This is a genomic window from Sporosarcina sp. E16_8 (assembly GCF_017347095.1).
GTDB lineage: Bacteria > Bacillota > Bacilli > Bacillales_A > Planococcaceae > Sporosarcina.
In genome coordinates this window covers 159,459-181,267 of record NZ_JADPRZ010000006.1, presented here as the reverse complement: position 1 = coordinate 181,267, position 21,809 = coordinate 159,459, and the positions used below count along the sequence as shown (strand labels likewise).

The 21,809-nt window shown below is 38.8% G+C and carries 19 protein-coding genes and 1 tRNA gene; 13 read left to right on the top strand and 7 right to left on the bottom strand.

Annotated features, from left to right (window positions below):
• Together I2484_RS07620 and I2484_RS07615 are read left to right on the top strand one after the other, a co-directional pair.
• Positions 1–73 (top strand) — tRNA-Arg (locus I2484_RS07620).
• A gap of 142 nt (positions 74–215) precedes the next feature.
• Positions 216–419, top strand: a complete 204-nt coding sequence (locus I2484_RS07615; RefSeq protein ID WP_207150439.1) for a hypothetical protein — start codon at positions 216–218, stop codon at positions 417–419.
• A gap of 148 nt (positions 420–567) precedes the next feature.
• Here I2484_RS07615 and I2484_RS07610 read toward each other — a convergent pair whose 3' ends face one another.
• Positions 568–1,092, bottom strand: coding sequence for a DUF6241 domain-containing protein (locus I2484_RS07610; protein WP_207150438.1), 525 nt, complete (start codon positions 1,090–1,092; stop codon positions 568–570).
• A 154-nt stretch (positions 1,093–1,246) separates the two neighbouring features.
• On the opposite strand from I2484_RS07610, the gene I2484_RS07605 reads away from it, so the two are divergent.
• The 11 genes from I2484_RS07605 to I2484_RS07555 all read left to right on the top strand — a co-directional run bounded on the left by I2484_RS07605 (position 1,247) and on the right by I2484_RS07555 (position 14,102).
• The gene (locus I2484_RS07605) at positions 1,247–3,580 is read left to right on the top strand and encodes a xanthine dehydrogenase family protein molybdopterin-binding subunit (protein WP_207150437.1); all 2,334 of its coding nucleotides are present in this window, start codon (positions 1,247–1,249) and stop codon (positions 3,578–3,580) included.
• Positions 3,561–4,400: an FAD binding domain-containing protein gene (locus tag I2484_RS07600; RefSeq protein ID WP_207150436.1), complete on the top strand. Its 840-nt coding sequence runs from the start codon at positions 3,561–3,563 to the stop codon at positions 4,398–4,400. Before I2484_RS07605 ends, I2484_RS07600 begins: the two co-directional genes overlap by 20 nt.
• A gap of 14 nt (positions 4,401–4,414) precedes the next feature.
• On the top strand, positions 4,415–4,879 hold the full coding sequence (locus I2484_RS07595) for a (2Fe-2S)-binding protein (protein ID WP_481886387.1): 465 nt from the start codon (positions 4,415–4,417) through the stop codon (positions 4,877–4,879).
• A gap of 552 nt (positions 4,880–5,431) precedes the next feature.
• Positions 5,432–5,794: a hypothetical protein gene (locus tag I2484_RS07590; protein ID WP_207150434.1), complete on the top strand. Its 363-nt coding sequence runs from the start codon at positions 5,432–5,434 to the stop codon at positions 5,792–5,794.
• A 1,359-nt stretch (positions 5,795–7,153) separates the two neighbouring features.
• Positions 7,154–7,636 carry a DUF2975 domain-containing protein gene (locus I2484_RS07585; RefSeq protein WP_207150433.1) on the top strand — a complete coding sequence of 161 codons (483 nt, stop codon included), beginning with the start codon at positions 7,154–7,156 and terminating at the stop codon, positions 7,634–7,636.
• A gap of 10 nt (positions 7,637–7,646) precedes the next feature.
• A complete protein-coding gene (locus I2484_RS07580; protein ID WP_207150432.1) occupies positions 7,647–7,868 on the top strand; it encodes a helix-turn-helix domain-containing protein in 222 nt (73 codons plus the stop codon).
• Positions 7,869–8,008: 140 nt separating this feature from the next.
• Entirely contained in the window at positions 8,009–8,773 is a 765-nt protein-coding gene (locus tag I2484_RS07575; protein WP_207150431.1) for a DUF817 domain-containing protein, read from the top strand.
• A 21-nt stretch (positions 8,774–8,794) separates the two neighbouring features.
• Positions 8,795–9,565, top strand: a complete 771-nt coding sequence (locus I2484_RS07570) for an SDR family NAD(P)-dependent oxidoreductase (RefSeq protein WP_207150430.1) — start codon at positions 8,795–8,797, stop codon at positions 9,563–9,565.
• A gap of 332 nt (positions 9,566–9,897) precedes the next feature.
• On the top strand, positions 9,898–11,049 hold the full coding sequence (locus tag I2484_RS07565; RefSeq protein ID WP_207150429.1) for a thiolase family protein: 1,152 nt from the start codon (positions 9,898–9,900) through the stop codon (positions 11,047–11,049).
• Positions 11,050–11,468: 419 nt separating this feature from the next.
• Positions 11,469–12,644, top strand: coding sequence for an AAA family ATPase (locus I2484_RS07560; RefSeq protein ID WP_207150428.1), 1,176 nt, complete (start codon positions 11,469–11,471; stop codon positions 12,642–12,644).
• A gap of 15 nt (positions 12,645–12,659) precedes the next feature.
• Positions 12,660–14,102 (top strand): VWA domain-containing protein, encoded by a 1,443-nt coding sequence (locus I2484_RS07555; protein ID WP_346014163.1) that lies wholly within the window; start codon positions 12,660–12,662, stop codon positions 14,100–14,102.
• Between the two features lie 484 nt (positions 14,103–14,586).
• Here I2484_RS07555 and I2484_RS07550 read toward each other — a convergent pair whose 3' ends face one another.
• The 6 genes from I2484_RS07550 to I2484_RS07525 all read right to left on the bottom strand — a co-directional run bounded on the left by I2484_RS07550 (position 14,587) and on the right by I2484_RS07525 (position 21,749).
• Positions 14,587–15,357: a YibE/F family protein gene (locus I2484_RS07550; RefSeq protein ID WP_207150427.1), complete on the bottom strand. Its 771-nt coding sequence runs from the start codon at positions 15,355–15,357 to the stop codon at positions 14,587–14,589.
• A complete protein-coding gene (locus I2484_RS07545) occupies positions 15,354–16,493 on the bottom strand; it encodes a YibE/F family protein (protein ID WP_481886386.1) in 1,140 nt (379 codons plus the stop codon). The genes I2484_RS07550 and I2484_RS07545 overlap by 4 nt, the downstream gene beginning before the upstream one ends.
• A 653-nt stretch (positions 16,494–17,146) precedes the next feature.
• Entirely contained in the window at positions 17,147–17,914 is a 768-nt protein-coding gene (locus I2484_RS07540; protein ID WP_207150450.1) for an IucA/IucC family C-terminal-domain containing protein, read from the bottom strand.
• A 36-nt stretch (positions 17,915–17,950) separates the two neighbouring features.
• Positions 17,951–18,946: an ABC transporter substrate-binding protein gene (locus I2484_RS07535; protein WP_207150426.1), complete on the bottom strand. Its 996-nt coding sequence runs from the start codon at positions 18,944–18,946 to the stop codon at positions 17,951–17,953.
• Between the two features lie 224 nt (positions 18,947–19,170).
• Positions 19,171–20,925 (bottom strand): AraC family transcriptional regulator, encoded by a 1,755-nt coding sequence (locus I2484_RS07530; RefSeq protein ID WP_207150425.1) that lies wholly within the window; start codon positions 20,923–20,925, stop codon positions 19,171–19,173.
• A 362-nt stretch (positions 20,926–21,287) separates the two neighbouring features.
• On the bottom strand, positions 21,288–21,749 hold the full coding sequence (locus I2484_RS07525; RefSeq protein ID WP_207150424.1) for a hypothetical protein: 462 nt from the start codon (positions 21,747–21,749) through the stop codon (positions 21,288–21,290).
• Positions 21,750–21,809: the final 60 nt, after the last annotated feature.

The window sequence follows — 21,809 nt, the reverse complement described above, 5'->3', positions numbered from 1 at the left end:
TCTCAGTAGCTCAGCTGGATAGAGCAACGGCCTTCTAAGCCGTCGGTCGGGGGTTCGAATCCCTCCTGGGACATAATTAAAACCTTGAGAATCTCAATCAGTTCAACGGTTTGACGAAGTAAGGTATTTCTAAAGGTATTCTAACTTTTAAAAATTAACCTTAAAAATCGTCAACCAAAATCAACTTCCTAAATTATATTTAGGAGGTTTTTTTATTGTCTAAAAGAAGTGGCATATTTGATGTTTCAATCAAAACTGATTTGTTGCAGCCAGAGAAATCAACGCCAAAAGGAATGTCTGTGGAAAAAGCATTGTTCACCATAACTCAACAAATGAAATTGAACGGTTATCGCGAACGAACATTAAGTGATTACACATTAATTTTTAACAAGTTTGCAGAAATAACTAGAGTTCAATAGTTAGAAGAAATGTAAGCGTAAAATAGGTGATCGCGATTTTACGCTTACGTAACACCATGCCAACTCATTGCATTAACCCCTTCTTTTTCTGTGTTATATCATATTAATTGATAGACACTACAAAAGTAACGCCGGTCATTAGCTGACGTTACTCATTTTCAATTTTGAAGTGTTTTTTAATAAACGCTCTTTCTTCCTCAATAGATAACAATCCACTAGCTTTTCCGATATTCCCTTCCTGCAAATCCCAAATGGCATTATGGTCTTTATCTGCTCGAGTAAAGTCATTGCTTGCCCAACGATTGAGAATGTCCAAATACACTGGAGCGCTGACATATTTATTTGCTTCGACAACTTCAATCAAACGAGCAACACGATCTTGAGTCATAGGAATGAAACCCCACTTATCTTCTGCACTAACTTTCTGATGGCTCATTCCATGAATTGCTTCTTGTATCCCATACTCTTCCATTGATGTTGGAAATTCTTCTTCCACTGGAATTTTTCTTTTTTCGTCAATTTCAATTACTGGTATTACAACTCCAGCTTTCGGAACAGCAGGTTTCTCCTCGATTGTTACGCTTTCTTTATTCCATTGATTGAAAATAAGGTATGCGCTTAAGCACAGGGCAACAATTCCCAATGCTATTAGCAATGTTTTTTTATATTTCATTTAACTCACCTCATATTTATTGTAACCTCCTATATATTGGATGACAACTCCTGTTCTGAGGTAACCATTATTTCGCTTACATAAATCGGAATTGCAGTATGGCAGATAATATTTGCGGTAATGATATAGGGAGGTATGAAATAGGAGGAATAATATGATTGGGAAAAGCGTTCCGAGAAAAGAGGGGAATAATAAGGTTACGGGCGCGGCCAAGTATACGAATGATTTTTCAGTTGCTGGTCTATTACACGCAAAATTACTAACCAGCCCTCATGCGCATGCAACTATTAAGTCAATTGATGTAAGGGAAGCAAAGAAATGTCCTGGGGTTCGTGCGATAGTTACGGGGGTGGACTACCCTATTTTAACAGGATCGGCAATTGAGGATAGACCTATCCTTGCATTGGAAAAAGTACGCTATTTTGGTGAGCCAATAGCTGTCGTCGTCGCAGACACGGAATATGAGGCGCAAAATGCATGTACGTTTATAAAAGTGGAATATGAGATATTACCGGTAGTAAATACAGTTGAGGAAGCGCTTGAGGGGAAACATCCGTTGGTGCATGAAGAATTTAAAAATTATACACAAGTGAAGGAATTAAGACCTGACCCAACCCGCAATGTATCTAATCATGTCACAGTTCGCAAGGGGAATATTAACGAGGGGCGAACACTTAGTGATATTACAGTTGAAATAGATGTATCCTTCCCGCAATCCGACCATGCAGCAATGGAAACGCGCTCCGTTCGTGCGGAAATTTTGCCAAGCGGTGAGGTATATCTCCACTCTTCCAGTCAAGCACCATTCACGATTAAACAGTCTATTGGCAAGTATTTCAATATTAATGAAAATAAGGTTATTGTTCATACCCCATTAGTAGGTGGGGCATTCGGTGGGAAGGCTGCTATCCAGCTAGAGTTAATTGCCTATGCTGCATCTAAGGCGGTGGGAGGAAAGTTAGTCACGCTAACAAATACAAGGGAAGATGACATGGTTAGTTCACCTGTACATATTGGAATGAGTGCAAATGTAAAGCTTGGGGCAACGAATCAAGGCGAATTAATTATGGCGGAAATCAAGTTTTTGTTTGATTCCGGAGCCTATGTAGACGAGGCGTCAGATATTACTACCACCGCTGCGCTAAATTGCACAGGGCCATATAAGATTAATCATGTATGGTGCGATTCTTACTGTGTATATACGAATCACCCCTACTCCACTTCATTCCGCGGCTATGGGCATAGCGAATTGGGATTTGCCATAGAACGGGCAATGGAAATCCTGGCGAATAAGTTGAAAATAGATCCTATGGAGTTACGCATAAAAAATGCAATAAAACCAGGTGATACAACACCTTCCCAAGCACCATTAACAAAAGGCAATATTGGAAACACTGCAAAATGCTTGGAACGTGTGAAAGAATTAATTAACTGGGAAGAGGGGCAAGTAGTTCCTATTTCCGATAGGATCATCAAAGCAAAGGGCATTAGTTCTTTATGGAAAACATCTATGTCGCCAACAAATGCTTCAACAGGGGCTATTATTACTTTTAACAAGGATGGTACCATGAATTTAAATGTTGGAGTGGTCGAAATGGGCCAAGGAACCAAAACAACACTTACTCAATTGCTTGCTGAAAGTATGAAAGTAGATGAAAGTAAAATTCATGTCAAGATGGAAGTGGATACACAGACAAGTCCTAGGCATTGGAAGACGGTGGCGAGCACTGCCACTTTTATGGCTGGAAATGCAGTTTTAGAAGCAGCGGAAGACGCAAAGCGACAGCTGAAAAACAATGCTGCATATGCATTACGATGTAAACCGGAGGAATTAGAAGTAGGAGAAGCCAGAGTATATTTAAAAAGCAATCCGAAATCCAATGTAAATGTAAAAGATGTTGCCCATGGCTACAAATATGAAAATGGGAACGCTGTCGGAAGCTTGGTTATTGGACACGGCAGCTTCATGATGAACCATCTAACCAAAAAGGACCCACAGACGGGAAAAGGGGTTCCTGGACCAGCCTGGACGGTTGGTGCACAGGCAGTTGAGGTGGAATTTGATACGAAAACATTTTTTTATAAAATTACAAAGGCAGTCACAGTACTTGATGTTGGAAAGGTTATTAATCCTAAAGGTGCCCGTGGACAGGTAACCGGGGCAATGTGCATGGGACTAAGTTGGGCAAGTAGGGAAGGGTTTACTTTTGATGAAAATGGGATTGTTTTAAACAACCAATTCCGCACCTATAAAACAATTCGATACAATGAAAATCCGAAGTATATTGTTGAGTTTTTGGAAACACCGCAATCAGATGGCCCTTATGGCGCTAGGGGTTTGGGAGAACATGGTGTAATTGGTATGCCTGCAGCTCTGGCAAACAGCCTATCCGCTGCAGCGGGTGTTCCAATTAATCAATTGCCAATTGTTCCAGAATCCATTTGGAGACAAAAAAGGGGGGGCGTTTATGATATCAATAAATTTTGAGTACCATCGCCCGCATTCGATTTCCGAAGCGCTAGAGATGTTTGGTGAGTTGCATGCTAAGGGGAAAGAACCCATTTTTTATAATGGCGGCACTGAAATTATTACGATGATGCGAATACATTCCCTGTATACGGAAGCAAGGGCAGTTATCGATATTAAAACAATTCCGGAATGCACGTATACGGGTTTTCAAGGTGATCGATTGGTGATTGGTTCGTCTATACCCTTGGCGCAGCTTCAGGAAATGCCCGAGTTTCCTCTGCTGGGAAAAACCTGCAGTCGGATTGCCGATCATACTTCAAGGGAGAAAATTACAATCGGAGGAAATATTTGCGGGACTATTAAATACAAAGAAGCGGTCCTTCCATTATTATTAACGGACTGTGATTTAGTGATTGCGGGTGATAATGGCATCAATGAAATACCTATTCAACAAGTATTTGATAAACATATGCTGCTAGCCCCTGGATCTTTTGTTGTACAGGTATTGGTAAAAAAACAATTTTTAGATTTGCCTTACGTAAGTAAAAAGATGACAAGAATTGATCGAATTGGCTACCCGTTGTTAACTGTATCTGCATTAAAGACAGGGGAGCAAGCGCGTTTTGCCTTTAGCGGTTTATGTGATTTTCCGTTTCGTTCCAACAGTGTGGAAGATGCATTAAATAATCAGGATTGGTCTGTGCAGGAAAGGATCACCAATGCAATCAGCCAACTACCAGCGCCACTACTGGGCGATGCAGAGGGCTCTGCTGCTTACCGAGAATTTGTTTTACGGAATGTGTTGGAAGAATCAATAGCTGAACTTAAAGGGGGATGAAGTTTTTGAAACAAATGGTCGAATTGACGGTTAATGGTGAAAAAAAACGTATCTACGTCAGACCAGCTGCTACATTGTTAAACACGTTACGGGAGGAACTAGGACTAACTGGAGCAAAGCCAGGTTGTGAAAATGGCGATTGTGGTGCCTGCACAATCAATTTTGACGGGAGACCAATGAAATCTTGTCTAACGTTATCAATTGAAGCTGTAGACCACCAAGTTACAACAATTGAAGGGCTTATAGATACACCAATACAACAAGCGTTTGTAAAGCAGTTTGCATTCCAATGTGGCTACTGTACATCCGGATTTATTATGAATTGTCATGCTTTAGCCGAATTATACCCCAATGCTAATGAATATCAAATCAAAGACTGGCTGCAATCCAATATTTGTCGCTGTACGGGGTATGAGGAAATTGAAGCGGCAATAACAGAAGTACTAAAGAACAAGGCAATAGAAGATACCCCTAGTTAAGAATGTGCTACAATCATCCACACTACAAATTGTATATCACTAGTCTTATATTTATCAAAATTTCTTATATTCATTTTTTAATTCTTCTAAGTTTTATTAATCTATCAGTAATGAAGATACTACTGACAGGATTTTAATAAGTTGTATATTTATAAAAAGTTGCGGCAGGTACCATAGTTTTTACGTTTTCAAGGCAAATATATATATATAAGTAACTCTTCCTGTTGTATCTTCTTGACGATGCAATAAACGGTCACGACTGTCAGCGCAAAAATCAGGATTATCTTTGCCTGTGGGATTTTGACAGGGGAATTTCACTCTCGATTGACGATGATGAAACCAATTCTGGTGTTACTTAGCATAATCGGGGTGAATCTGAAAGTCGTATTCATCCGAGCTGAAATCTCCTACAAGAAAAAGTGCGGCAATTAGCGAATCGACAAACGCAAAATGTGAATTAATAATAAAATCACAAGATTGCTACCTTATTATATAATTAGCAATATATTAATAAATTATTAACGACTCATTAGAAAAGTGGGTGAAAAATATATGAAGTTGAAGTTTTTATTTTTAACAATAACAGCACTTTTGACATTGTTGATCGTTGGTTGTTCGAATAACCAAGATGTAGGGAATATCACTGATTCAGATAGGTATGAAAATGTTAGAAAAATTGCTTGGGAGTTTATCGAAGAAAAAGGTTGGAATGACACAGCTAAAGAAGAATGGGAAAGTGGGGAAGTTAAGAAAGTTATTGCTGATAATAGCTATGAGTTGTTGGATAAAACTTATGAAGGAAAAGAGATATTAATCGTTTCATTTGAAGACAAAGAGAATAGTGTAGTCGGTACACCTTTAATACTTGTTGACCCCGATATCAATGAAGTAATTGGCTATATGGCAGGTGAATAAATAAACTATTACTAAGCTAACGGGTTCGCGCGACAAGGTCTGTTATAAACTATACAACGTGAAAGACAGGAGATTCTGTGATTTTAAAACTTAACTTACAAAAGGGTGATCGTGTACTGTTCCGTGAGTTGGAAACAGAAACGAAGAAAGAACAGATTCGTACACGTATTACTCGTGTGTTGTAAATCTGAGAACAATAAGGCTCGTTGAATTGAAGCGCCCTTTGATTGGAGGTTATCTTTATACTCAGGATTGAGTCGCTTTCAATTTCCTAGTGTGCTATAATTCAAAGCAGTTAATTATCAATTAATGAAACTTATCCTTAGTTTTGAACGTATCATAATTAAGGAATTGGGTCTGATGAATTGCTTGTTTCTAAAGTTACTACTAGGGGGATTGATTATATCTATTTGATTCTAGCTATTTTATATAGTGGCGTTACTTTGACTATTTTATTTTCGGATAAACTGAGTATTTTATTGTTTTTTATCATTTCTGGACTAGTATCACTTATTATTAAACTTTCACCAACCAAAAAGTTGAATGAAAATAAAAATTGGCAACTAATATCACTAGGTATATTTTTAGTTATTTCTCTATGTACTATTGTGATTGTCTATTTTAATAGGGATTTGATTGTATAAAAATGTCAATAAAAAAAGAATGGTTATGTATGTTTTTTCGCATACATAACCATTCTTTTTTAGTTTGCAAAAGTTTACCGGAAATGAAATTAAAAAATATGAAAGATAGCGTGTCAATTAGTTCCTATTCTTTATCATACAATTGGCCGTTACACTGGACACGAATACCATCAAACATAAAACGTTCAGATTATGTCAATGGAGAATCGCAAAAAGAACGATGAGCATTAGAGGCTCTGGTAGCAGTAGGGGTAATCGGGGGAGCACAACTCTTCCGGTTATTTTCTTTGGATAAGAAACGATTAAAACGAATGGCGAGAAGAAAATTGTTCGTCATGAGATTCATCGAAATGAGCAGGTCATACCCATTTACACACTTGGAATAGATGGGGCAGTTTTTGCTGGGCTAAAAGACTGTTGCTTTATGAACAATGTCAAATAACATACGATTGAAGGGACTCCACCCGTTACGTGGAAATGAAGAGATTGATCAATCCGACGCTTGAAAATAACATTGTAACGCGACGTATAATAAGACCGTAAGAGTGTATCAGTTTGCTGTTTTCTCCTAAGAGGAGTGCTTTTTATCTTTGTTAAAAATGAAAATAATATTAAGATAACAATGATAATCTGTTGAATAGGGATAATGATTTATTGTTAATCAATAAATTATATGTTAAAGTAAAATTAATAATTAATTTGTGAGGTGCTTTTTATGAGACGAGGAACAACACTCTTTTTAAAAATAGCTATTATTCTTATTGGAATCCCAGTTCTTGCTTTGTGCATATTATTGGTGCCTGAGATAGCTGGTTTTGCAGCAGAATTGTATCCAGATATTGCTTATATGAAATATCTCGTATTAATCGATTTGTATGCAGCCGCGATTCCTTTTTACTTTGCTCTGTATCAAGCTTTTAAACTTTTAAGTTATATTGACAAGAACAAAGCCTTTTCGGAGTTATCTGTAAAATCTTTAAAGAAAATCAAGTACTGTGCAATCATAATCAGTATTTTGTATGTGGTAGGGATGCCACTCTTTTATCTCGTGGCGGAGATTGATGACGCCCCAGGTATCATAATAATCGGATTGGTCATTATATTTGCATCTATGGTAATTGCAGTCTTCGCTGCTGTTCTTCAAAGGCTTTTACAAGTAGCCATCGATATAAAATCAGAAAATGACTTAATAGTCTGAGGTGAAAAAAGTGGCGATTATAATCAATATTGATGTGATGTTGGCTAAAAGGAAAATGAGTGTTACAGAACTATCTGAGCGGGTTGGAATAACGATGGCTAACATTTCTATATTGAAAAATGGAAAGGCCAAGGCGATTCGACTATCAACATTAGAGGCGATTTGTAAAGCCTTGGACTGTCAACCTGGGGATATTTTAGAATACCGAAGTGATTTGGGTAACCAAGATTAATATCATGGGAATAGTTAACGTTGATAGGAATGGTTAATTTTTTCCAGTAAATCCAAGTAATTAAAGCTATAAAAAAGGAGCTACTTATGAATGTAACGGTCCAAAATGATTTTCATAAAAAACCTTTGAGGGTACAAATCATGAGAGCGCTAAAACAACTTATTCATTTTGGTTGGGAACAAGCACGATCTTGTTTATTCCCTGTCGTTATTTTTGCCTCTTTGGCTCTTACACAAATCGTACCACTTCCCTTCTTACCGCGGTATGACTGGCTGCTCATCATCTTCCTTCTGATGCAGTGGTGGATGGTGCGTTCTGGGCTTGAAACACGTGATGAACTAAAGGTCATTACATTGTTCCACTTTATTGGACTTGCTCTTGAACTATTCAAGGTACATATGGGTTCCTGGTCATATCCAGAGGAAGGATATTTCAAAATTTTTGAAGTGCCTTTGTATAGCGGATTTATGTACGCAAGTGTAGCGAGTTATCTTTGCCAGGCATGGAGGAGATTTAAGGTTGAACTGGTTAAGTGGACGCCGTTTTTTGTAGTTGTATCTCTTGCAGCAGCTATTTATTTGAACTTTTTCATCCACCATTTTTGGATTGACGTTCGTTGGTGGCTATCTGGACTCGTAATTATCGTCTTTTGGCAATCATGGGCCACATACGTGGTTGACGGAACTCGTTACCGTATGCCGCTCGTACTTTCTTTTGTGCTCATTGGCTTTTTTATATGGATAGCCGAAAATATTGCAACGTTCTTTGGAGCTTGGAACTATCCAAACCAAACCGCTGCATGGAGTCTTGTTCATCTAGGAAAGGTGAGTTCATGGGTCTTATTAGTAATTGTTAGCTTTCTTATAGTAGCGACGTTAAAGCAGGTAAAGGGGAAATTTCATTAGGATAAAAGGGGGACATTCAAAATGAATATAGAAAATAAAGTGGCGATCGTAACCGGGGGGGCATCCGGATTAGGGTTAGGAACCGTAAAAGCATTGGCTGAAAAGGGGGCAAATGTGGTCATATTTGATTTGAATGAAGAAAAAGCGCAACAAGCATGTAATGAACTTGGAAAAAGCGTTACGTATGCAGTAGTGAACGTATCAGATGAGGCTTCCGTTCAAGCAGGAATCCAGAAAACAATGGAACAACATGGCGCACTCCATATTTGTGTCAATTGTGCAGGAGTAGGGACACCACAAAAGATAATAGGTCGTTCAGGTGTGATTCCGTTTGAAAATTTCAAAAGAGTGGTTGATATCAATTTGTTCGGGACATTTAATGTACTTCGGCTAGCGGCAGAGCAGATTGCGAAAAACGAGCCACTTACGGATTCCGGAGAGCGAGGTGTTATTATCAATACCGCATCTGTTGCGGCGTATGAAGGGCAGGTGGGACAAGCGGCTTATGGTGCAAGTAAAGCTGGGGTGGTCGGATTGACATTGCCGGCCGCACGGGATCTGTCTTCATTCGGTATCCGGGTGAACACGATTGCACCGGGGCTATTTCGCACACCTCTCGCTGACACATTGGCTGATCATGTAGTGGAGAAATTGGAGAAATCCGTGGAGTTCCCGAAAAGGTTGGGAAGACCATCCGAATATGCAAGTTTGGTATCTTTCATGATAGAAAACGAGTATATCAACGGAGAAGTTGTTCGGCTGGATGGCAGCATCCGTATGTCACCTAGATAAATGCAATTGGATTTCACCCAAGCGAATTCGACGTTTCAAAGCATCTAAGAAAGTGGTTTTTATAGATGCTTTGCCTAGGAACACATCTGGAAAGCTAATGAAGTTTCAGCTAAGGGAAGCTTATACTGAAAGAGATATTTCCACACGTTAATCTCCAATCTGTATTAGGCAAGTCATTCTTTGAAGTCTATAATGAGGCAAGAGGGAGTGCAGTAGTCAATATTAAGTAATCAATTGAAAAGAGTACAATTTCCAAAACAATGAAACGTATTCTACCTTTTGTTCTAAGTTAAGAAAGACAAAGTTATTTTAATTCAAGGGGGAATTTTATTATGAGGGAAGTAGTCATCGTTGAATGTGTTCGAACTGCAGTGGGGAGACGAAAAGGGGCTTTGACCAATGTACGGCCGGATGATTTGGCGGCGATTGTATTAGATGAAGTCGTGAAACGTGCAGGGATAGATAAAGGCGAAGTGGAAGATGTCATTTTAGGTTGCGTGTCCCAAGTGGGGGAGCAAGCCATGAATATTGCCAGAACTTCATTATTAATTGCTGGGTTCCCGATCCATGTACCGGGTGTGACAATCGATCGTCAATGCGGATCGAGTCAACAGGCTTTGCATTTTGCAGCACAAGCAATTGCATCTGGTGATATGGACATCGTCATTGCAGGTGGCGTTGAAAGCATGACGCGTGAGCCAATGTTTTCGAGTGGACTCGGTAAAGGTCCAAGTAAGAAATTAACCAATCAATATGAAATTGTAAACCAAGGGATTTCATCTGAAAGAATGGCGAAAAAATGGAGTTTAACACGAGAAGAGTTGGATCAGTACTCCGTGAACAGCCATTTGCGGGCATTCGACGCCATTGAAAAAGGGCATTTCGAAAATGAAATCGTGCCTGTGGAAGTTGAGCAAGAAGATGGCACAACGACCCACTTTGCTGTAGATGAAGGGCCGCGTGAAGGGACGACATTGGAGGTTCTGGGTAATTTGAAAACAATCTTCGATGAAAACGGCGTAATCACTGCAGGGAATGCAAGTCAAATTAGTGACGGAGCCTCAGCTGTCCTGTTAATGTCCCGTGAAAAAGCGGAACAATTAGGTTTGAAACCACGCGCTCGTATCGTTGCACGCTCCGTTGTCGGTTCAGATCCGACGCTTATGCTGACAGGTCCAATCGAAGCGACCAGAAAAGTATTGGAAAAAGCAGGTCTATCTATAAAGGACATCGATACCTATGAAGTGAATGAGGCTTTTGCTCAAGTTCCTCTAGCTTGGTTAAAAGATGTTGGTGCTGAATATGAAAAGTTAAATGTTGACGGGGGAGCCATTGCTTTAGGACATCCACTTGGAGCGACAGGAACAAAATTACTTGTTACGTTGTTAAATCGGTTAGAACGGAAAAATGAACGATTTGGTTTGCTAGCAATCTGTGAAGGAATGGGGATGGCGAATGCCACTGTTATTGAAAGATTGGAGTAGGTTCACTTGTAAGTCACTCGAATTTCAGGTGTTATTTTAAAAGGATAGGAAAGTATAAGTTCTAAGACTGCCACAATCACTAAGATTGTGGCATTTTTCACTACTGTTGCAGCGACCCCTTGATTTCTTCCACAAAACGATATGTCATTGGATATAAGGAAAAACCAAATTCAATGACCGGACTTAATCCACATACCATTAGTGAACCTCCCTGCACGAATTTCTCAAAAGTAGTATGACTTTACCTATGAAAATAGTTGGTGCAAAGACATCTGTTATAAAAATATGGTAATGGGAAGATTAAAACGACTGAGTATTCATCAAACTGTAATGTAGAGAACGTATCTTTTAGAGGGAAGTAGGGTCATGAGAAACTGGATTCCTTTTTCTATTTATTACAAATTAAGGAGTTGACCAAAATGACAAATACTAATTTCAAAAAGTTAGAGGAAATCAGACAAGCGCTCAATTCAAAGTTTTTCGAACGGGAGAATGAGGTTGAAGGGATTCTTATCGCTCTACTCTCTAGACAACACATGCTCATGATTGGACCTGCCGGAACTGCAAAATCAGCTTTATCGGTTGAATTAGCTAAAATCGTACAAGGAGCAGAATACTTCCAGTGGTTGTTGACAAGATTCAGTACACCTGAAGAAGTGTTTGGGCCGTTGTCGTTAAAAGACCTTGAACAAGGCGTATACAAGCGTAATACGGCAACTAAAATGCCCGAAGCAAATCTTGTTTTCCTGGATGAGATATTTAAAGCCAACTCTGCTATCTTGAATAGTTTGCTGACGATAATAAACGAACGGCTCTACTATAATAATGGAACGCCAGTAAAGGTTCCTTTGATGTCTGTTATTGGAGCTTCGAACGAATATCCTGAAGACGGAGAAGGACTTGAAGCTTTATTCGACAGGTTCTTACTTCGGTTCGAACTAGATTATATCGCAGATGAAACGAATTTTGTTTCTATGATGAAGGGCACCGGTCAAAATCAGGTCATGCCTTCGATGACTATGGATGAATTGATTCAACTTCAGTTTTTTTCGGATATGGTTACAATACCGGATGAAGTGTATGTAACACTTTCGGAAATACGTAATGAATTGCGAGATGAGGGGATCCGGCCATCTGATAGGCGGTTTAAACAGTCGCTTTCGGTCCTTCAAGCGAAGGCGTTGATAAACCAAAGGCAAGTTGTGAAGGTAGAAGATATTATCATCCTTGAAAATGCCCTTTGGGAAACGGTGGACCAAAAATATGCTGTGTCTAACATCATTCGAAAACATTCACAAGATATTGTTACTCAGGCCCTTTATTCTATACAAAATGAAGCTAATGAAGTGTTCTACTCCATGCAGCAGGATCAATCGCCAGAGGCTGGAATGGAAGCTACTCAAAAAATGAAAGCCTTAGTGGCTGATTTGAATAAGATTAAAAGTAACAATCAAAGTCGGAAGGTTGATATCGACGCATTACTTGATAAAGTAATCTCGATGGAACATGAAATTCTGGATAGTATTTTAGATCCGTGGTATTTTGATGTTCAAAATGAAAAGAGGGGGGCCACCAGCACCTTTTTTAAAATGTGAAAGGGAGTGTTCGTTGTGAAAAGTCTTAAAAGTCACAATGAGAATCGTTCAGTATTGAATACGGACGCATTCGATAAAAGGCGCTTCAAAGAGCTATTTGACATGTCTCTGGGGCTTCAAAAGATAAGAGACGAAGGTGCGTTGCCAATTTTAGAACCATTACTGGCTGATATTTGGGCTTCCTTATATAAGATGAAACCTGAAATTAGGGCAAAGGACATAGACAGTGTTCTTAAGGTAAATAAATCACTGATGGAAAGAATCATGGCGGATGAATACTTTGTAAACTACCGAAGCTTCACCCGATTGGATGATTTGTCGTCAGCTATCGGCACGGTGAAATTTGGAGAGAAGACAATCCAATGGCTGGATGACCAAAAAAAGGAAGATGAAGATTTTGAAAAACAGATGCAGGAAATTAACGCATTGCATAAGCAACATCAAAAGGAGGAATGGAAAGAGGATACAGGAAATGATAGTGAGTTGTCAAAAGAGATATTTACAGAAGCGATGACTAAACTTGATAAGAAATTGCAACAGTTGCTTCAAGAAAACAGGCAGAGCTTTTCACAAGCATTGGCTCAAGCTATGCAAGAGACAAAACAAGTGAAAGACGGTCTGAAATCGTTGTTTGGTGGTTACGGTGCAGGTAGTGGTGATGCAGAATTAAAAAGAGTTCCTTTACGCGATCAACTAGTATTAGCTGAAAAATTGGCTGCTGATAAAACGATGAAAGAAATAGCGGAGTGGGCGGGCAGATTCAAACAGATAGCCCGTAAAAAACAGAAATCCATACATAAGGTCTCTATGGAAAGAAGAGGAGTTATGTTAGGTAAGGAAATAGAGAGGTTACTCCCGATGGAATTCGGCTTATACATGCATCCAATAACGAAGAACGATTTTCTCCGTCGCTTTGTGGAAGGCCAGACCATGCAATATGAACAGAAAGGGCGTGAGGTATTAGAGAAGGGGCCAATTGTACTTTGTCTAGATCAGTCAGGGAGTATGTACCAACTGGATACCCAATCCAAAGGTTTTATATTAACCCTTATTTCCATTGCAAGAAAGCAACGAAGGGATTTTTGCTTGATATTATTCTCTACTCGTACACAAATCCATAAATATGAAAAAGGGAAAATTAAAGGGTCTGATATGGTTAGTTTGGTTCGAACCTTCTTAGGTGGAGGTACGAATTTTGTTCTTCCGCTTGATCAAGCGATGAATGTAATTAACGAAAGTCAGTTTAAACAAGCCGATCTAGTATTCGTTACGGATGGTGAAGACACTTTAAGCGATTCATTTCTATTAGCATTCAACAAAAAGAAAAAAGAGAAGGATTTCAATGTTCTTTCTTTAGTGCTAGGAAGCAGCACTAAAATAGTAGAGCAATTTTCAGATAGGGTTGTTCAAGTTCATGATTTTGAAAACGAAGGCAGTTTTACTGCCTTTGAAATATAAAAATGCAAGTCTGTCGATTAATCATTTTTTTACATGAAGCACTTGTAAGTAAAGTGTGAAATTGCATCTTTGGCTGCTCCTCACTGGATAGGAAAATGGTTATTCATTCATCCGTGAAAGCTTTAGCATCTCGTGTATCTGCACTTTTGGAGGGCGACGGACAAATGGTCACCATACGATTAATGAAAAAAAGGTCTAGGGATGCGATGGAGTCGCATCCCTAGACATCAAAGCATCTCGATAATGGTAAAGAAGTCGTTCAGTCCTAACCAATTCAAAAGTAACCATAACAGGAGCGCCTAGTGTTTGATTACTTTATTTACTATTAATGGTTGGTTAGTTAGTCAACGCATGTAGTAAAATATGGATATAATAGTAAGTGATAAAGTAGTTGTATTGAAATATTTCACTATGAAAACAAATAACAAACTACCACTTAGTGGAAGGCAGAAGGTTCATTGGGTTTGTTGAAATTGACTGAGGTCTATTTAATGTTTTTTTCCCTTGACCTCACTAAATAATATGCATTAATCCAGGAAGCAATTGGTACAATCAGTGCGATACCAATACCTGCACTAAATATTGTAATCATTTCACTTCCGAATATTTTTGAATTTACGATTTCTCCTATGGTATAAGATAAGTCCTTAAACCACAAAAGCAACGCCATATACCCTCCGAAAAAGGCGAAAAACAACGTATTTGTATTGGACCCTAGAATATCCTTTCCAATACTTATCCCAGATTTGAATAAGTCTTTTCTACTAATTGTTGGATGTTGGATAAATATTTCAAGCATAGGGGAAGTTATCGAAATGGCTACATCCGTAATAGCTCCGATTGTACTCATAATAATGACTGAAGCTGCAATTTTAACAAAATCCACACCAATATAAAGAGAAAATATGGTCAGTTCATCGATTTCCTCTTCACCAAACCCTTGAATCATCGTGATTTTCGTTACCAGATTGATGAAAATCAATAAAATAACAATTGTGATGGCGGTAGAAAGGAATGCAGTTTTTGTTTTACTGTTCACTTCATTGATAAAAAAAAGGTTAATGCAACTAATAATCGTGCACCCAATTATCGTCAGTATAATTGGGTTTGCATTCGGGTCTGCCATGAACAATATGATAAGAAGGATGACACCGAAGTTTAGGAATAAGGAAATGAAGGACCTTGCTCCTTTTTTTCCGCCAATGACAATCATCAATATAAACAAAATGGCTGCTAGCCACACCAATACATTCATAATTTATGCCTCTTTCGATTCACAAAATAAATAGATGTGTATAAACCGATAGGAATTGCTAATACAATCCCAATGCCACCTGCCAACGCTCGCGCTAATTCCAAAGAAAGGTTCATAGAAAGGGCAAATGACAGTGAAGTATGGTTTTTTATATATAAAATTATGACTGGAATGGAACCACTAATATACGCAAAGAACAAAATGTTAGTCATGGTACCCATAATATCTTTTCCAATTTCTAAACCAGACTTGGTCAATGCTTTTGTCGATATATTATTGTCTTTCTCGTAAAGTCCAAAGATGGAAGAAGACATTGTAATGGCGACATCCATCACGGCACCTAAAGAACCGACGAAGAGACCAGCCATGAATACGATTTCATAAGGGCGTGTCAGAAAGCTCATCTCCTCATATCGTAATCCATTTCCTGCAGTGAACCATATGACCAGATAGGCAATTAGTAAGGATATAAATGTACCTATAAGTGTTGCCACAATCGCAGCATAAGCTTTTTCATTAAAACCGTTTACGAGTAACAATGAGGTGACGGTAAATAAAATAATAGTTATCCCGCATATCCATAGTAAACTGATAGTTGAATTGTTTACATAAACATCTAGTGCAAAAGATAGTAAAAGGGCATTGACCGCTAAACTGATAATCGAAAAAAACCCTTGCTTTTTTCCGATTAGAAGTAAAACAAAGATAAACACCCACATGATCATTAAAATGTATTTATCACGTTTAACATCTTTTATACTTCCGGTCAAATCGCCGGAATCCTTTTTTTTCTTATCAATTGAAACAAATAATTCATGACCTACATGAAAAGCATGGTCATAAGCACCGGAAGTTGAATACTTGTTCGATATATGGATTTGTTGTCCCTTTTCTTGTCCGTTTTTTATCTCGGCGATGATTTGCTGTGTGAACAACTGATCGCGATTGTTATGCATATCAACAATTTTAACTGAATCTATAAGGTTGATCTCGATAATTTTAGCAATTGGTCGATCGTAAAAAGAATAATTAAATTGAACAAACAGCATAGAAGTAACAAAACAAATCGCTATAGTGCTGTACAAAAAAAATCTTTTTAACACCATTTTTTTAAATCTGTTTATGACAACATTCAAAGAAAAACCTCCGACTGATAGATAGTATCTAGCGCACATAACATATGTAAACGATCAATTGTATAATGTGAAATAAAAGTACAGAGTTATGAAACGAAAAAGTATATAACGTCGCAACTCGAATTCCAACAAAAAAGACTGGCCTTTCTTCCCTACTATTTTACTGTATTGGTGTAGCATCAAATGCTGGCGATGTCTGAAGTCAATTGTAACAAATTAATGAGGAATCAAAAATCATTAACCATCAACAAAATTTAAAAACGTTAGGAAAAAATTGGCGAACGGCAAAATAATACGCAGATTAAGAACAAATCCCTGCTAGTTATGAACGACAAGTGTGAGGCCAGAACCGAGAGACAAAGCGGTTTAGGAAGAACGTTCTATTTGTTAAGTGCCCTAAGTTCAACACGTTTGTAACTTAAAAATAATAGACCCACACTCTTTTATTATAGAGTGTGGGTCTATTATTTGGAATTTATAGTCAAAAAGGAATCGATTTATGAAGCAAATTTGAAATCAATGCTGGTATTGTGAATTTTGTAAATTAACATATCCACCACGTTGTATAAATACAACCGTGACGTACATTTGATTGCAAGCAAAGCTCAGTTAAGGGATTTTAGTTGCTATAAAATGATACTTGCAACACCTTTCTAGCTTCTTAACTTCGGACAGTTAGAGCAGTATTCCTTTACACTAGCGATATCATAGTAAAAGCAACAGGTTTTGCGAACGCGTATAGGTGAATTAATGACAGACGACAATGTTGGTTTATTATAAAAGCGGCTTATCGGGTTTTGTTTTTCGCCAAATAAAGCACCGGAAGCATGATGAATTAGGTACTGGAAATCTGCTTGGGCCCGAGTTAGTACCTCCTGATTCCCAGTTTCATCGATTCGTTTTTCATAGAGAGAAAATACACGAACTGCAACATTTTCCCATAAAATCAGCTTTGATACATTGGCCACTTTAGACATGACTTGTATGAGTCTTCCTATATTTTCTGCAAAAAGGGCTTGAATAACCGCATCTCGCCAAACATGCCGAATGGTAGTGTCAGGCATAACGGCATCAACATGAAAAAGACTAATATGCTCTAGCTTTGGAAGATCTAGTGACAATTCGAGTGAGCAATTTTCAATAGAGAAATCTAGATCTCTGTTATACACAGTCATAGCGTATAACAGGGGAGCAGCGGTTAAAAAGGCATACCTTTTTAAGAATTGAGAAGCAGTAATCATCTTTGATGGAGAACCCAGAATCAAAGACAGCCGGTCCAGGTAATCGGAGCAAATTTCCTCGTCGAGTAAGTCCAATGCACTCACTGAATATAGCCGACTGGTCTTGGCATGTTCGCACAGGCCAAAATGTTGCTTTAAGTAATCCCATTCGTCCTGCTCAAGCAGGGACTGCTTTTTCATATACAAAACTCCCTTGGATTCTTAGTTCAAAAGGATTTAGTTAAGTGCATCAGCGATCTGATCGACAACCAAATTCATGGCAATGGGCCCATAGTAACCTATCCACTGGGCCGTGTTCTCCACATAGATTTGGTTGGCTGTAGCCGCGCTCAGGTTTTTCCAAATCGAGGTGTTTTGAAATTCAGATGTCAAATCTATATTCGTATCGTCCTGGAGCAGAAACAGATGATCTGCACCTAGCTCTGGTAAGACTTCAATTGAGATCATTGTGCTTGAATCGGTGCTATTAACCGCCATTTTGGGTGGATTGAGACCCAAATCATCGTACAAAATCTGTGAAGTTCGATGGGATGTCGTTTGAAGACGAATCATCTTATCCCTTGGGCGGATTAGTGCGACAGATTGATCCTTCATTTTGTCGGCCAATTCGATTTTTAAATCATTAACTTTCTGTTGATAATCATCAACCAGCTTCTGCGCATCTTGCTGCTGATCCAAAATTTGTCCAAACTTTAATAGAACGGTCTGCCAATCTTCATTGCGCTCTAGTGTAAGCGTGGGTGCGATTTTGATTAAATCTTCGTAGATCTTATCATGGAACTCTGTAGCGATGATTAGATCAGGTTCTATTGCAAGGATTCCTTCCAGATTTGGTTCTACATATGTTCCAAGTAACGGAATACCTCCCATCTTATCGCCTAAATATTGTGGGAGTCCATTGTCGGTTTCCGCTATTACGCTACCTGCTGGCTGCTTGCCTAGCGCTAGCATTTGATCCGCATACTGTACGTCCAGTACGACAATTTTCTGGGGTACTTTCTCAAACGTCATTTCGCCACGCAGATGTTCGATTGTGACGGGCGATACTTTTGCCGGCTCCACTCCCGTGTCAGTGTTAGCTTGTTCTTGATTTTTCACGTCATCTTCAGCGTTATTGCTGCCTTGATTTGTATTGTTTGAGCACGCTCCGAGAATCATAACCAAACTTAATAACAGGCTAATGATCCACCCAACTTTATTTTTCAAAATCATATGAATAACCCCTCCAGCATATAATCGATAATGATAATCATTATCACTAATAACAGTATACCGACCCGTATTGTCCACGACAATGCATATTTGCGACAATCGCTAATGGATTATAGCGACACAAAAACACTGTTGCTGGAATTGATGGGTTCCAACAACAGTGTTTGTATAATAAGCTACTTGCGATGGTAGTAGTTATTAATTCCTTTATATTTCTAGCTATACTATTTTGTATTTAGAAAAGTTTCCGCTACTTGATCCACAACTCGATTCATAGCTATTGGGCCGTAATATGCAATCCACATGTTTGCTTTGACGTGGTAAACATTATGCTGTTGCACTGCGCGCAAATTTTTCCAGGTAGTTGTGTTTTGTATTTCATCCGACCAGGATTGGGATTTGTTGTCAATCAATACGAAGTAATGGTCGGCATCCAGTTCCGGCAATCCCTCTAAAGGAATCATCGAACTTGTCCTTTTGCGGTCAACGGCTCGCTTCGGCGGATGTAATCCCAAATCGCTGTATAGAATTGCAGCGGTACGATGAACGGATGTATGCACTCTAATGTTATTGTCCCGTGGCCGAATCATCGATACTGATTGACCATCCAGTTTGCTGGCCAAAATTGATTTCAGCCTAGTGGTTTTGTGCTTATATTGTTGCAAGACTAGCTCTGCTTCCAGTTCCTTACTCATAATCCGCCCGAAGATTTGTAAAGTTTCTCTCCAGTCGTGGTTTCGCTTAAGCATTATGGTTGGTGCTATCTGAGTGAGATTTTCGTAGATGTCTTTATGAAATTCGGTACAGATAATCATATCGGGGGCTAAGGCACGTAAGGCTCCCAAATCGGGTTCATTCAACGTTCCTAAGGCCTGGATCGTGCGTAGCTTGTCGAACAGATAATCAGGGAAACTACACTGATCACTGCTTGCCATCACGCTACCGGCTGGCTGTTCATCTAATGCCAGCATATGGTCCATAAACTGGGGATCCAGTACAGCAATTTTCTTTGGTGGGAGTTCCAACGTTAACTCGCCTTTAAGATGAATGATAGTTCGCAGTGATCGACGGATGGCCGCATTCAGCGGGTCTATCTCTTTCTGATGCGGGGTATTAGCAACATTTTCTGGGTTATCTTTTCTAAGATGCAGCATCCACTCCCGATACGTGCTCGGTGAAATGCCAGTGTATCGTTTAAATAAGCGGCTGAAATAGTAGCTATCCACATAGCCAACAGCTAAGGCGACATCCTTGAGCCCTGTATTTGTTAGGTAGAGTAATTCTTTAGATTTGTCTATACGTACCTGAATCAGGTAGTCAATTGGCCCAAGTGAGAGTCGCTTTTTGAACAGCCGCTGCAACGTTCGGGAACTACAATTCAATAGCACCGCAAGCGATTCCGCTGTGATTGGTTCGGCATAGTTCTGATCCATATAATCTGCCGCCTGACTTACCATATCCGGCGAAACCCGCTTTGATTGTTGCTGCTGTAGCTGTTCCATCAGCTCGCAAACGAACTGATAAAATAACGATTTAACTTGCAGTTTTGCCATCGCTCCTGGCTGGCTCCATTTCTGTGCCATACTGGACAAGGTAGTGAGCTGCGCGCTAGCATGATTGACAGCAAAACCATATTGGATATCAAATGGTTTCGCCCGATCCAGCAATTGAAGAAGATCATTACTACTCGGTAGCGGCAGATGGGCCTTATACTCAATTAAATAATAGTCCATATGAGCTGTTACATCAGAGATACTTAGTTCCGCTCCTTTGCCGGCGTGACATACATATCCATTCTCAACAATATGCGTTTCTCCGCTGAGCATCAATCGGGCGCGTCCTTGTATCGAGTAAAATAGAGTACTTGCCGAAAGATTGGATGTTTGAAGTTGTCCACCAATCGACAGCTCAGCTCTCTTCACATCAATTATTTTGAGCGATGCATAGTTCCAAAGTAAAAGATGATCTTCCACAATCATAGTAATGATATCAACTCCTGAAAAAATCATTGATTTAATATAGTGACGTGTATCTTTTTATCTTAAAATACATCTCAAACCAGACGCTATCAATTAAAAATGTTGCAACCCGAATTAAGTCAAATACAGCTCTGACTTTAATAGGACAAACTCTTCAAAAAAATCTCTCCCTGGACTAGCTTGTCAACAACTGTACAATATATTTTAATTATACCATTATTGCTTACTACATTAGAATATGGACTCGATCTGTTCCAAATTGTAAGGTCTACGTTAAAGTATAAAAGCAAGGATTCCTTAAGGAGGATGTTGGATTTTTTATTTAGTGAAATTACAAAGAAAGATGTGGATAAATGGAAAAGTCAATTAATTTTCTGGTCTTTTGTGAAATATCGAGCAAACAATATACCCAGTATGTAGCCATACATTATGTGCCCCCCAATCCAATATGAAAATGAGGGAATACTAGTAAATGCAGGTGTTCTGTCAGAAAATGTGGTTGTAGGGAATAGTGCGGTGCCAATGATGAAACAGACGAATGTACATAAAAAAATGATTTTCTTACGAGATGAAATTTTTCTATAAACAATCATCAGATACAAACAAATCGCTAAAGCAAAAGAGACAATTAGATGAAAACCTACTTCTACGAATTCTGGAAAAACAAACGTGTTGATGTAAGGGATATAATCGACGTTTAGTAATAGCGTGTAAACTTTAAAATGAGTAATGTACTCAACAAATTTTAATAATGAAGCTAACAATAAACCTGAAATCAGTCCATATAAAACAGCTATTTGTAAACCCCGCTTTGTTAAAAGCATATTTTCACTCCTTGCACATATTTATTTCCATTTAAGTGAATGATGTTTAGTTCCCTTCTC